Source organism: Streptomyces sp. NPDC048270 (genome assembly GCF_040652335.1).
In the GTDB taxonomy this organism is placed as follows: domain Bacteria; phylum Actinomycetota; class Actinomycetes; order Streptomycetales; family Streptomycetaceae; genus Streptomyces.
This window is the reverse complement of sequence record NZ_JBEZLV010000003.1, coordinates 305852-318209: the sequence shown is the minus strand read 5'-3', so window position 1 is coordinate 318209 and position 12358 is coordinate 305852. Positions and strand designations below refer to the sequence as shown.

Sequence of the window (12358 nt, the reverse complement as noted above, 5' to 3'; positions counted from 1 at the left end):
CGCGCTATCCCCGCAGGGCCTTGAGGGAGGCCTCGGCGAAGTCCTGCACCGACGCGTCGAACGCCTTGAGGCTCTCGGGGGTGGGCTGCGAGCGCGCCTCGGCCGTGACGGTGATGTCGATCATCAGGTTGCTGTCCCGCAGCCGCAGCTCGCGCACCTGGCGGCGGTCGTCCGGCTTGTTGAAGCCGAACCGGTAGGCCTCCCTGCCGAGGCCCTCGACCTCGGTGAGGCCGCTGTCCGGCAGGTCCTTCCGCGTGTTGGCCAGGCCCCTGGCGAAGACGTCCTCGGCGAAGTCGACGCTCTCGGTGTAGGCGATGTCCAGCTCGACCTTCACGCTCCCGTACGTGGCCGGGCCCCTCTCGACGAGCGGCTGGACGCACTCGACGCCCGGAGCGCCCTGGCCGGCCCGCTTGTTCCGGTCCGCGGCCTCCTCCCGCGCGCCCAGCGGGTCGGCGAGCTCGCCGTACGGGAGGACGTTGCAGATCTCGTCCGTCGCCTTCCACCGGTAGCCGCCCTTCCCGTCCTGCGCGATCTCGCGCTCCGGGTCGCCTCCGCAGGCGGTGGCGGTGGCGGCCAGGACGAGGGCCACGGCGAGCACCGCGTGGCGGGGAAAGCGGGCGAGGCGCATCCGGTTCTCTCCTGTCGGGCGGGGCTGGTGCACCCAACCAGCCTGCCATCAAAGGCAGTTGTGTACCGGTGGAAAACCGGACCGGAACCGGAACTGCGGGATCCATCGCGGCGTCTTAGGCTGTGCCAGCAGTCCCCGTCACTCGAGAATCGAGGGGACGTCATGATCCACCCACGTCTCCGGCAGTTCGTGGCCCTGGTATCCGGCGCTCTGCTCGCCGCCTGCCTCTCCTTCGCCGCCCCTGCCTCGGCCGCCACCGCATCCGCCGCCACCGCATCCGCCACCCAGCCCCAGACCCAGACCCCGCTCGTCGTCAACGCCCGCTGGGGCGGGCACGCCACGTACGACCGGATCGTCATCGACCTGCAGGGGTACGTCCCCGGGGTCACCGTCACCCCCGTCGCGCAGCTGATCTACGACGGGTCCGGCAAGCCCGTGCCGCTCGCCGGGAAGCACTTCCTGGAGATCCGCCTCAACCCCGCCGCCGCGCACAACGACGCCGGGGAGAGCGTCTACCGCGGCCCCAAGCTGCAGAAGATCGGGCTCACCAAGCTCAAGGGCATCGCCATGACCGGCGACTACGAGGGGTACGTCACCTTCGGAGCCGCCTTCGACACCGTGCCCTACTACCGCGCCTACACCCTGCACTCACCCGAACGGCTCGTCGTGGACATCTCCCACACGACGCGGTGAGATGACGGGCCGGGTCCCGGGCGCCGGCCTAGCGGTGCTCGGGGTTCGGGAAGTCGAAGCGGCAGCCCGCGTCCCACAGCGAGCGCTGGTTGCCGTGGGCCGGGATGCCGCCCGTGCGCTTGAGCAGGGCGGCCAGGTGCATCAGGTTCCACGACATGAAGGCAGTGTTCCGGTTGGTGAAGTCGTTCTCGGGGCCGCCCGAGCCCGGGTCGAGGTAGGAGGGCCCGGGGCCCGCCTCGCCGATCCAGCCGGCGTCGGCCTGCGGCGGGATCGTGTAGCCGAGGTGCTGGAGGCTGTAGAGGATGTTCATGGCGCAGTGTTTGACGCCGTCCTCGTTGCCGGTGACCAGCGCGCCGCCGACGCGTCCGTAGTAGGCGTACTGGCCCCGCTCGTTCAGCAGGGAGGAGCAGGCGTAGAGCCGTTCGATGACCTGCTTCATCACGGAGCTGTTGTCGCCGAGCCAGATCGGGCCGCACAGGACGAGGATGTCGGCGTCCATGATCTGGCTGTAGAGGACCGGCCACTGGTCGCTCTCCCAGCCGTGCTCGGTCATGTCCGGCCAGACGCCGGTCGCGATGTCGTGGTCGACGGCGCGGATCAGCGAGGTCCGGACGCCCGCCGCCGCCATGACCGCGCGGCTCTTGTCGATCAGCCCTTCGGTGTTGCTGGCCTCGGGCGAGCGCTTGAGCGTGCAGTTCACGTAGACGGCGGTCAGGTCTGAGTAGTCGTAGTCGGCAGCCACGGTCCCAGCCTGTGCGGGACCGGCCGGGGCCGCCACCGGGCCGCGCCCGTACGGGGCCGCCCGGATCACGGGTGCGGAACGGTTCGGGAGCGGCCCCGGCCGGCCCGCGGCGGTCCGGAACGGCGCGGCGGCCCGGGCGGACCGCGCCGAGCCGGACCGGAACCGGGAACTCCCCTGTCAGGCGCGGCTGTTGGCGGGACTGTGCCGACTCGGTCGCCCAGGGTCACCGACAAGCGGAATCCGGAGACCTCGTGGCCCGTTCGAGACGGGTTGTTACCGGCCCGCGCGGCCGACTAGGGTCAGCGGGCCTTGGTGTTCGGGAAACCGGTGGGAAACCGGTGCGGCCCTCGCCACTGTGATCGGGGAAGTCCGGCTCCACTCTCCCCCTGCCTCCGTCGGGGGGACCCCCAGCGGGAAGCCACTGGGACACCGTGCGGGATTCCGCACGGCCCCGGGAAGGCGGAGCCCGGGCATCAGCACCCGTGAGCCAGGAGACCGGCCGGGGCGCGTTGTCCATCCACGAGGTGCTGGAGAGGTCTCCCCACTCATGCATATTGCCGAGGGGTTCCTACCCCCGTTGCACGCGGTCGCCTGGGGCGCCGCGTCCGCTCCGTTCGTCGTCCACGGCGTCCGGGCCCTCACCCGCGAGGTGAAGGCCAATCCCGAGAGCACGCTCCTGCTCGGTGCGTCCGGAGCGTTCACTTTCGTCCTGTCTGCCCTGAAGATCCCCTCGGTGACGGGAAGTTGCTCCCACCCCACCGGCACCGGGCTCGGGGCCATCCTGTTCAGGCCGCCGATCATGGCGGTGCTCGGCACGATCACCCTGCTCTTCCAGGCGCTGCTGCTCGCGCACGGCGGGCTCACCACGCTCGGCGCCAACGTCTTCTCGATGGCGGTAGCCGGGCCCTGGGCGGGCTACGCCGTCTACCGCCTGCTGCGGAAGTTCGACCTGCCGCTGATGGTGGCGGTGTTCTTCGGCGCGTTCTTCGCCGACCTGGTCACCTACTGCGTGACCTCCGTCCAGCTGGCGCTGGCCTTCCCCGACGCGGCGACCGGCTTCACCGGCGCGCTGGTGAAGTTCGCGGAGATCTTCGCGCTCACCCAGATCCCGCTCGCGGTGAGCGAGGGCCTGCTGACCGTGCTCGTGATGCGCCTGCTGATGCAGTCCAGCAAGTCGGACCTGATCCGGCTCGGCGTCGCCAAGCTCACCGGTTCGAAGAAGCAGCGGGAGGCGGCGGTCTGATGACCAGGAACGCGAAGATCAACACCCTGCTGCTGCTCCTGGTGGCGGCGCTGGCCGTGCTGCCCCTCGCCCTCGGGCTGGGGGACGGCAAGGAGGAGCCGTTCGCGGGCGCCGACGCGCAGGCGGAGGCGGCCATCACCGAGCTGAGGCCCGACTACGAGCCGTGGTTCTCGCCGCTGTACGAACCCCCCTCCGGGGAGATCGAGTCGGCGCTGTTCGCCCTCCAGGCGGCGCTGGGCGCGGGCGTGCTCGCGTACTACTTCGGGGTCCGCAAGGGCCGCCGCCAGGGCGCTGCGGCCGCGGCGGCCACGACGCCCTCCGAGGCCCCCGCCACGGAGTCGTAGGCGGTGCTGCCGATCGACGCGGCGGCGCACAGCAGCCGCTGGCGCCATCGCCACCCCCTGGAGAAGGCGCTGCTGGGGATCGGGCTGACGGTCACCGCGGTGTGCCTTCCCCCCTGGCCGGGCGGGCCGCTCGTCGGGGCGGCCACCCTGTGCGTGCTGCTCGGCCCCGCCGGGGTGGCCGGACGGCAGCTGTGGCGGGCCTTCCGGATCCCGCTCGGCTTCTGCTTCACCGGTGCGCTGCCGCTGCTGGTGGCGGTGGGCGGGCCGGACGGGCTGGTCTCGATGGCCCCCGACGGCCCCCGGCAGGCCGCCGATCTGCTGCTGCGCACCTCGGCGGCCTCGCTCGGGGTGCTGCTGTTCGCCTTCACCACCCCGGTCTCGGACGTGCTGCCGCGGCTGGTGCGGGCCGGGGTGCCGGCCCCGGTGGTGGACGTGGCCCTGGTCATGTACCGGATCGGGTTCCTGCTGCTCGACTCCCTGGCCCGGATCCGCCAGGCCCAGGCCGCCCGCCTGGGCACCACCGGCCGGGCGGCGGCGTGGCGTTCGGTGGCCGGGCTCGCCGCGACCTCGTTCGTCCGGGCCTTCGACCGCGCGGCGCGGCTCCAGGCGGGCCTCGCCGGGCGGGGCTACGACGGCGCGCTGCGGGTGCTGGTCCCCGAGTCCTCGCTGTCCTGGCGGTTCCTGGCCTGGTCCGGCGCGCTGCTGGCCGCGCTGGTCGCCGTAACTCTCGCGCTGAAGGAGCTGTACCTGTGAGGCCGTTGGTGGAACTGGTGGGCGCGGGCTACGCGTACGAGGACGGGCCGGCCGTGCTCTGCGGGGTGGACTTCGGGATCGCCGAGGGCCGGGCCCTGGTCCTGCTCGGCCGCAACGGCAGCGGCAAGACCACGCTGATGCGGCTGCTGAGCGGCGGCCTGAAGCCGGACCGGGGCGCGCTGCACCTCGACGGCACGGCGGTGGCACACGACCGGGCCGGGCTGACCCGGCTGCGCACGGCGGTCCAGCTGGTCGTGCAGGACCCGGACGACCAGCTGTTCGCGGCCTCGGTGGAACAGGACGTCTCGTTCGGGCCGATGAACCTGGGCCTGCCGGTCGCGGAGGTCCGCGAGCGGGTCGATTCCGCGCTCGCCGCGCTGGACATCACGGCGCTGCGGGACCGCCCGACGCACCTGCTGTCGTACGGGCAGCGCAAGCGCGCGGCCATCGCGGGCGCGGTGGCCATGGCTCCGCGGGTGCTGATCCTGGACGAGCCGACGGCGGGCCTGGACCCGGACGGCCAGGAGCGGCTGCTGGAGGTCCTGGCGGGGCTGCGCGCCTCGGGGACCACGGTGGTGATGGCCACGCACGACGTGGACCTGGCGGTGCGGTGGGCCGACGACGCCGCGGTGCTGACCCCGGCGGGAATCCGGGTGGGACCGGCCCAGGAGCTGCTGTCCGATCCGGCGCTGCTGGCCGAGGCGGGCCTGCGCCAGGCCTGGTCCCCGGCGGTGACGGCCCTGCTGCGCGCCCACGGCCTGCTGGCCGCCGGCCTGCCGGGCCCGCGCACCCCGGAGGCGCTGTCCGACTGGCGGTAGCCGGCCCCGGCGGCCGGCCTCCCTAGGATGGCGTCATGTCGCTCCCGCACGCCATCCTCACCGCCCTGCTCGAGAAGCCCTCGTCCGGGCTGGAGCTGACCCGGCGGTTCGACAAGTCGATCGGGTACTTCTGGTCGGCGACGCACCAGCAGATCTACCGCGAGCTCGGCAGGCTGGAGGAGTCCGGCCTGATCCGGGAGCTGCCGAGCGAGGTGCCGGTGCGGGGGCAGAGGAAGGAGTACGAGGTCCTGGCGGCTGGCAGCGCGGAACTGGCGCGCTGGGTCGGCGAGAGCCAGGACCCCAAGCCGATGCGCGATCCGCTGCTGCTGCGCATCCGGGCGGCGGGCGTGGTGGGGCCGCAGGGGCTCGGACCCGAGCTGCGGCGCCATCTGGATCTGCACCGGCGGCAGCTGGCGCAGTACGAGGCGATCGAGGAGCGGGACTTCCCGCCGCGGCGCGACGCGGTGGAGGACCGGCTGCGGCGCCTGGTCCTGCACGGGGGGATCGCCCTGGAGACGTTCTGGCTGCACTGGCTGGAGGAGGCGCTGGGCGAGGTCGAGGACATGGCCGCCGACGGGCCCGGCTCCGGGACATGACCGCGCCCCCGTCCCGGCGTGCGGAACGGGGGCGGCGCGGGGCCTACTTGTTGAGGGCGGCCCAGAACTCGTCGAAGCTCAGCAGGCCGTCGCCGTTGGCGTCCTTGGCCGCGAGCACCGCGTCCGCGACCGCGCCGGTGACGTAGGCGTCACCCATGGCCTTCATGGCCGCGCTGTACTCGTCGGCCGTGATGAAGCCGTCACCGTTCACGTCGAACTTGTCGAACGTCGCCCGCGCGCTCTCGATGCTCGCCACTGGGTCCACCCCTTCTTGGTGCTTGTTGACCGGCTCAGGGTAGCCGCCCCCCGCCCCGGCCCCCGCTGCGGGTCCGGTTCGGGCGGCAGGAGGAGCGGCTGCCGCAACGGCTCCCGTCGCCTGCTGGGCGCACCGGGTAGGGGCGGTGTCCCGGGAGCTGTGCGAGCTCCCGGGGCACCTCCGCGTGCGCTACCGGAAGATGCCGGTGTGGCCGAGCGAGTAGCGGCCGGGCTGCGGGTACACGGCGAGGCCGTGCGGGCCGCCGCCGACCGGGATCCGGGCGATCTGCTTGCCGCTGACCGTGTCGATGGCGTAGACCTCGGAGTTGTAGCGTCCCGAGAGCCACAGCACCTTGCCGTCGGCGGAGACGCCGCCCATGTCCGGGCTGCCGCCGTCGGGCAGCGTCCACTTCTTGGTGAGCTTGTTCTGCGGGAAGTCGAAGACCGAGATCGTCCCCTCCCCGCGGTTGGAGACGTACATCTCCTTGGAGTCGCGGCTCACGTACAGCCCGTGGCAGCCCTTGCCGGTCGGCAGCAGCTTCGGCACCTCGAACTTGTCACCGCTGAGCACCCACATGCCGTGAGCCATCATGTCCGCGACGTAGAAGGTCTTCCCGTCCGGGGAGACCTTGACGTCCTGGGGCATGGCGCCCTCGAACGGCAGCTTCTGCTGGCCGACGACCTCCATCTTCTCGGTGTCGACCTTGAGGAGTTCGCCGGAGAACTCGCAGCTCACGATGAAGTAGCGGCCGTCGGCGGAGAAGTCCGCGTGGTTGACGCCGTAGCAGGTCACCGGGACGGTCTTGACCCGGTCCATGGTGTGCGGGTCGCGGAAGACCAGCTCCTTGTCCATCGAGGCCATGACGATCGCGTACTTGCCGTTCGGCGTGAAGTACAGGTTGTACGGGTCGTGCACCTCGACCGGCTTCCCGGCCTCCCCGGTGGCCGGGTTGATCGGGGTGAGCGTGTGGCCGCGGTTGTTGTTGACCCACAGGGTCTTCATGTCCCAGGAGGGCACCACGTGCTGGGGCTGCACGCCGACGGGGATGGTGTCGATGACCTGGTAGGTGGCCGGGTCGATGACGGACACCGTGTTGGAGTTGGTGTTCGGCACGTAGACGCGGGACGGGAAGTCCTTGACCACCGGGGAGAGTTTGTTCGGCCGGTCCGCCGCGTACACGTCGTTCGGATCGAGCAGCGGGGGCATTCCGGGCAGGCCCGGCGGGGCGGCCGGGACGGCCTTGGGGGGCCGGGCGGCACCCTTGGTGCCGAGCGCCTCGGCGGGTCCCTTGTCGGCCGATCCGCAGCCGGCCAGGGCGGCGAGGACCAGACCGGCCAGCAGCACGGCGGCCTTCCGGGGAAGGCAGGTGGTCTTCATGGCGTCAGCAGCTCCGTGGTGGTCACCGCGCGCAGCTTGCGGCGCGCGAGTTCTTCGAGGAGGGGCGGCATCGCGTCGACCGTGTCCGCGTAGCCGAAGTGCAGGCTCACCACCGATCCGGGCCGGATCGTCCCGGTGACGGTGCGGATGACGGCCGCGGCGCCGGGCGAGGTGAAGTCGAGGGAGTCCACGTCGTACGACAGGACGTGCGGATAGCCGGCCCGCTGGGCCAGCTTTTGGACCAGCGGGGTGGCGTACTGGGTCTGGGAGGGCCGGAACCAGGTGCCGATGGAGCCGGTGAGCCGCTTGAGCCGCTGGGCGCAGCCGGTGATCTCGGCGTAGGCCTCCGCCTCGGGCAGGTCGTTGATCGCGAGGTGGCGCTGGGTGTGGTTGCCGAGTTCGTGGCCGCCGTCGAGGATCCTGCGGGCCAGGTCGGGATGGGCGTCGAGCCAGCTGCCGATCGCCAGTACGGTCACCCGGGCGCCCCCCTTCTCGGCCGCGGCCAGCACCGCCCGGGCCGTGGCGGGATCCCCGTTGCCGTGGAAGGTCAGGGCGACCCGGGGGCGGTCGCGCGGGCCGTGGGCGATCTCGACGGGCCGGCCGGGGTACCGGCGGGGGAGGGCGGGAACCGGCGCGGCCGGCCGGGCCGGTCTGGCCGGGCCGGGGGGCGGGGCGGTGGGTGCGGCGGTGGGTGCGGCGGCGGGGGAGCCCGGTCCGCAGGCGGCGGTGAGGCCGGCCACGGCGGCGCCGGCCGTGGCGAGACCGCCCGCGCGCAGGACCGCGCGGCGGCCTGGATGTGAGAGCACCTGCCCATTTAAGGGGCGGATGGCCTGGAAGGTAATGATTGACCCAATTCGGGACTTTCGTCGAAGTCGCCCAACCGGGGGTCTGTCCGCTATGTGATCAACGATTCACACAGAGCGGTCGATAGTTATTCATCGAATACGAGGTGAGTGGCCCACCTCACCTAGGATTTAGTGCGAAACTCTCACTATTTGCACACTTATGTCCGAGTAGGGACTTTTGGCGTTTGAGGCCGCGTCTGCCATAGTCGGAACCACGGCTTCCCATTGACCCGAGCGAAGCCTCTACGCCGAGGATCACACCCCAATCGATCCTCGGCGCACCCATGAAGCCCCCGCCCCGCCCACCACGGCGACCAGGGGGCTTCAGGCGTTCTGGCGGTCGGCCACGCGCATCTCGAACCAGGTGGTCTTCCCGCGCGGCAGCAGGTCGGCGCCCCAGCGGTCGGACAGCTTGTCGACGAGGAAGAGCCCCCGCCCGGTCGTGTCCAGATCGTGGACCGGCATCAGGCAGGGCAGCCCGCGCGAGGGGTCGCGCACCTCCACCCGGATCCAGCCGCGCCGCCGGAGCATGCGTAAGCCGAAGGAGCGGGCCCCGGTGTGCCGGACGGCATTGCCGACGAGTTCCGAGACCAGCAGGACGGCGTGCTCGGAGATCTGCGGCGAGAGCCCCCAGAGCCGTATCACCACGCACTGGGTGAGCCTGCGGGCGGTGCCGGCCGATTCCGGCATGGACGGCAGGGTCACTTCCGCCTCAGCCGGATTACCGTACAACTCCAGTGCCTTGAGGCCCTGTTCGTCCTCAAGTGCCGCCGTGAGCCGCACGGCCGAAGCGCTGCTGCGCTGCCGCGGCTGTTCCACACCCTCCAGGCCCGCCATGCACCCATCATGGAGTGCCGACCTGCCCCTCCGGGCCGTTCCGCGGGAAAAGCCCCTGCGGAATCAACTATTCCGCAGGGGCTTCCTGTCATATGCGAGAGGCAAGCGGAGGGCCCGCGCACCACTGTTGACCAGCGGTGACGCTGCGCTTGGAAGTGATCACCGTGAGTGGATCACCAGATCTGCTTAAGGTTCCCTTAAGGCCTGGCTAATCCACCCGCAGGGGTCATGCGAACTTCGCCTTGCCCGGCCCCTCTTCGACGAAGCTGCGCATGCCCCGCTCGCGGTCCTCGGTGGCGAACAGGCCCGCGAACCAGTTGCGTTCGATGGTGAGCCCCGTGTCGATGTCGGCCTCGAGGCCCGCGTCCACGCACTCCTTGGCGGCGCGCAGCGCGATCGCCGGCCCCTGGGCCAGCTTGGCGGCCCAGGCGTGCGCCTGCTCGTACACCTCGGCCGCGGGGACCACCCGGTCGACGAGGCCCAGCGTGAGCGCCTCGTCGGCCTTGACCATGCGTCCGGTGAAGATGAGGTCCTTGGCCCTGGAGGGGCCGATGAGCCGGGACAGCCGCTGGGTGCCGCCGGCGCCCGGGATCAGGCCGAGCAGGATCTCGGGCTGGCCGAGCTTCGCGTTGTCGGCGGCGATCCGGTAGTCGGCGCAGAGCGCGAGCTCGCAACCGCCACCCAGCGCGTAGCCGGTGACGGCCGCCACCACGGGCTTGGGGATGCGGGCCACCGCGGTGAAGGAGTCCTGCAGCGCGCGGGACCGGGCGACCATCGCCGCGTGGTCCATCGCCTGCATCTCCTTGATGTCCGCGCCCGCCGCGAACACCTTCTCGCCACCGTAGATGATCACCGCGCGGACGTCGGCCCGGTCGGTCGCCTCCACCGCGAGCTCGCGCAGCCGGTCCTGGGTGGCGATGTCCAGGGCGTTCATGGGCGGCCGGTCCAGGCGGATGGTGCCGACGCCTTCGGAGACTTCGAGAGAGATGGTCATACGGGGAAGGTTAGCGGTGGTTAACGAGGGGTGGCCCGGTGCTGTGTGTCACAGCACCGGGCCACCGGAGTACTACGCAGGGGCGTTTACTTGATCCACTCCGCCCAGTCCATGTTCCAGCCGTTGAGGCCGTTGTCCGGGGCGATCTGCTTGTCCTTGGAGTTCTTCACGATGACCACGTCGCCGATCAGCGACTCGTTGTAGAACCAGGCCGCCGGTACGTCGCCGTTGCCCCCGCCGCGCACGTCGCGCAGGCCGACGCAGCCGTGGCTGACGTTCTCCGAGCCGAACGTGCCCGAGGAGGCCCAGTAGTTGCCGTGCACGAAGGTGCCCGAGTTCGACAGGCGCATCGCGTGCGGGACGTCGGGGATGTCGTACTCGCCGCCGAAGCCCACCGTCGCGCCGTTCATCCGCGTGACCTTGTACTTCTCGCTGATGACCATCTGCCCGTTGTACGTGGTCGTCGAGGGGGCGCCCGCGGTGATCGGGATGTTCTTGAGCACCTGGCCGTCGCGGACCACCTGCATCTGCTTGCTGCTCGCGTCGACCGTGGAGACCTGCGAGCGGCCGATGGTGAAGGTGACCGTACGGGTCTGCTTGCCGTAGACGCCCGGGCGGCCCTCGACGCCGTCGAGGGCGAGCTTCACGGTGACCTTGGTGCCCGCGGCCCAGTACTTCTCGGGGCGGAAGTCGAGGCGGTCGTTGCCGAACCAGTGGCCCTCGACCGGCACGGCCGGCTCCGCCGTCACGGTGATGGCCTTCTCGACGGCCTCCGGGTTGGTGATCCCCCGGGTGAAGTTGATCGACACCGGCATGCCCACGCCGACGGTGGCGCCGTCCTCGGGCGTGTAGTGCCCGATGAAGGTGTTCGTCGGGGTCAGGGTGGTGAAGGTGGTGTCCTTGGCGGACTCCCGGCCGGCCTCGTCCTTGGCGACCGCGTGCACCTTGTACTCGGTGGCCGAGGCCAGGTGGCGGGAGGGCTCCCAGCTCGAGCCGTCGTCGGCCAGCTTGCCCTCGACCGCGTTGCCCTTGGTGTCGGCGACGTTCACCGTGGTGAGCTTGCCGCCGGTGCTCGTTATCTTCAGGACGCCACTGGTGGCGACCTCCTTGGACCCGTCGTCGGGCTTCACGCTGACGACGGCCTTGGACGCCTCGGTACCGGTCTTGCCACCGCCCCCGGCGTTGTCACTACCGCTGCCGCTGCCGTTGTTGCCTCCGCCGCCGCCGCTGCACGCGGTGGTCAGCAGCAGGGCGGCCCCCAGCAGAAGGGCCGGCAGGCCGGTGCGGACTCGGCCGCGTATCGGCTGCAGGTTCACTCGTGTTCTCCCCATGTCCCCCGCGCGCGGGCAGTCGCGCGCTTGTCGACAGGTAATCACATGGGGAGAACACGAAAAGCATCGGTCTTGTCACCGTTCCGTCCCAAGTGCGGGGGCGGGCAGCGGCCTCCTAGTCGTCGGTGCCGGGCTTGGTGCCCCAGACGTAGACGGCGTCCCCTTCGGTGAGCAGATCCCACAGCCGTGCGGCATCGGGCACGGAGAGGTTGACGCAACCGGCCGAGCCGCCGTGGGCGTAGAGGTCCCCCGGGCGGCCGTGCAGGGCCTGGCCCCCGTCGAAGAACTGGGCGTAGGGCATGGGGGCGTCGTCGTACAGCGTCGAGACGTGGTCCTTGCTGCGCCAGTACACCTCGTGCCAGCCGGGGCGGGTCTCCTGGTCGTCGCGGCCGGTGCGGATGGGCACGGGCGCGAACACCACGCGCCGGTCGCGCTGCACCCAGAGCAGTTGCCGGTCGAGGTCCACACAGGTCACCCGGTACGTGCGGACGGGACAGCCGCCCGCCGCGTTGGGGTTCGGTGCGGCCGCCACCGCGACCATGGTGCGGTAGGTGGCGAGGCCCGCGTAGCCGTCGGCGGGCCGGATGCCGCGGCCCCGCTGGAAGGCGCCGATCGCCTCGCAGTCGGCCGGGGACTGGACCCCGTCGACGGGCCGGCCGAGGTGCTCTTCCAGCTCCCGCTGGTAGGGGCCGGTGCCGGCCGCGCAGGGCGCCCCCGGGCCGTCGGCCGCGGTGCTGCGCGGCTGCGCCGCCGCCGCGTGCGGCGGGACCGGGCCCGCCAGGGTGAGCAGCGCCGCCGCGGCCAGTGCGGCTGCTGCGGCGCCGGCCCCCTTCGCCCTCGCACCCGCCGCGTTCCCTGCCGTCATGGCGACCTCCTCGCGCCCGCCGGCCGGGCCGCTGGG

Annotated in this window: 15 protein-coding genes and 1 riboswitch; of the genes, 6 read left to right on the top strand and 9 right to left on the bottom strand. The window is 71.6% G+C overall.

Annotation, left to right across the window (positions count from 1 at the left end; translation table 11 throughout):
- Positions 1 to 4: 4 nt before the first annotated feature.
- Entirely contained in the window at positions 5 to 628 is a 624-nt protein-coding gene (locus AB0D66_RS04705; protein WP_362296541.1) for a hypothetical protein, read from the bottom strand.
- Between the two features lie 162 nt (positions 629 to 790).
- On the opposite strand from AB0D66_RS04705, the gene AB0D66_RS04700 reads away from it, so the two are divergent.
- Entirely contained in the window at positions 791 to 1321 is a 531-nt protein-coding gene (locus tag AB0D66_RS04700) for a hypothetical protein (RefSeq protein WP_362296538.1), read from the top strand.
- 28 nt (positions 1322 to 1349) lie between these two features.
- Here the strand turns inward: AB0D66_RS04700 and AB0D66_RS04695 are convergent, their stop codons facing one another.
- Complete coding sequence (locus AB0D66_RS04695; RefSeq protein WP_362296535.1) at positions 1350 to 2063, bottom strand: flavodoxin family protein; 714 nt, start codon at positions 2061 to 2063, stop codon at positions 1350 to 1352.
- A gap of 293 nt (positions 2064 to 2356) precedes the next feature.
- Positions 2357 to 2582: riboswitch (cobalamin riboswitch) on the top strand.
- Positions 2583 to 2610: 28 nt separating this feature from the next.
- Between AB0D66_RS04695 and AB0D66_RS04690 the strand changes: the two genes are divergently transcribed.
- From AB0D66_RS04690 to AB0D66_RS04670, 5 genes are read left to right on the top strand one after another with little or no spacing between them, the layout of a single operon-like run.
- Positions 2611 to 3306 (top strand): energy-coupling factor ABC transporter permease, encoded by a 696-nt coding sequence (locus tag AB0D66_RS04690; protein ID WP_362296533.1) that lies wholly within the window; start codon positions 2611 to 2613, stop codon positions 3304 to 3306.
- Positions 3306 to 3650: an energy-coupling factor ABC transporter substrate-binding protein gene (locus AB0D66_RS04685; RefSeq protein WP_362296530.1), complete on the top strand. Its 345-nt coding sequence runs from the start codon at positions 3306 to 3308 to the stop codon at positions 3648 to 3650. Before AB0D66_RS04690 ends, AB0D66_RS04685 begins: the two co-directional genes overlap by 1 nt.
- A gap of 3 nt (positions 3651 to 3653) precedes the next feature.
- Positions 3654 to 4403, top strand: coding sequence for a cobalt ECF transporter T component CbiQ (gene cbiQ / locus AB0D66_RS04680; RefSeq protein ID WP_362296527.1), 750 nt, complete (start codon positions 3654 to 3656; stop codon positions 4401 to 4403).
- Positions 4400 to 5221, top strand: coding sequence for an ATP-binding cassette domain-containing protein (locus tag AB0D66_RS04675; RefSeq protein ID WP_362296524.1), 822 nt, complete (start codon positions 4400 to 4402; stop codon positions 5219 to 5221). The genes cbiQ and AB0D66_RS04675 overlap by 4 nt, the downstream gene beginning before the upstream one ends.
- A 35-nt stretch (positions 5222 to 5256) precedes the next feature.
- Positions 5257 to 5817 carry a PadR family transcriptional regulator gene (locus tag AB0D66_RS04670; protein WP_362296521.1) on the top strand — a complete coding sequence of 187 codons (561 nt, stop codon included), beginning with the start codon at positions 5257 to 5259 and terminating at the stop codon, positions 5815 to 5817.
- Positions 5818 to 5860: 43 nt separating this feature from the next.
- Here the strand turns inward: AB0D66_RS04670 and AB0D66_RS04665 are convergent, their stop codons facing one another.
- The 7 genes from AB0D66_RS04665 to AB0D66_RS04635 all read right to left on the bottom strand — a co-directional run bounded on the left by AB0D66_RS04665 (position 5861) and on the right by AB0D66_RS04635 (position 12322).
- Complete coding sequence (locus AB0D66_RS04665; protein WP_069922031.1) at positions 5861 to 6073, bottom strand: EF-hand domain-containing protein; 213 nt, start codon at positions 6071 to 6073, stop codon at positions 5861 to 5863.
- 189 nt (positions 6074 to 6262) lie between these two features.
- Positions 6263 to 7450, bottom strand: coding sequence for a YncE family protein (locus tag AB0D66_RS04660; RefSeq protein WP_362296517.1), 1188 nt, complete (start codon positions 7448 to 7450; stop codon positions 6263 to 6265).
- Positions 7447 to 8256, bottom strand: coding sequence for a polysaccharide deacetylase family protein (locus AB0D66_RS04655; protein ID WP_362296514.1), 810 nt, complete (start codon positions 8254 to 8256; stop codon positions 7447 to 7449). The genes AB0D66_RS04660 and AB0D66_RS04655 overlap by 4 nt, the downstream gene beginning before the upstream one ends.
- Positions 8257 to 8619: 363 nt before the next feature.
- Positions 8620 to 9132 (bottom strand): ATP-binding protein, encoded by a 513-nt coding sequence (locus AB0D66_RS04650; protein WP_362296512.1) that lies wholly within the window; start codon positions 9130 to 9132, stop codon positions 8620 to 8622.
- A 226-nt stretch (positions 9133 to 9358) separates the two neighbouring features.
- A complete protein-coding gene (locus AB0D66_RS04645) occupies positions 9359 to 10126 on the bottom strand; it encodes an enoyl-CoA hydratase-related protein (RefSeq protein WP_362296509.1) in 768 nt (255 codons plus the stop codon).
- A gap of 86 nt (positions 10127 to 10212) precedes the next feature.
- Positions 10213 to 11436, bottom strand: a complete 1224-nt coding sequence (locus tag AB0D66_RS04640) for an Ig-like domain-containing protein (protein WP_362296768.1) — start codon at positions 11434 to 11436, stop codon at positions 10213 to 10215.
- Between the two features lie 136 nt (positions 11437 to 11572).
- Positions 11573 to 12322, bottom strand: coding sequence for a L,D-transpeptidase (locus tag AB0D66_RS04635; protein WP_362296507.1), 750 nt, complete (start codon positions 12320 to 12322; stop codon positions 11573 to 11575).
- Between the last annotated feature and the right edge of the window lie 36 nt (positions 12323 to 12358).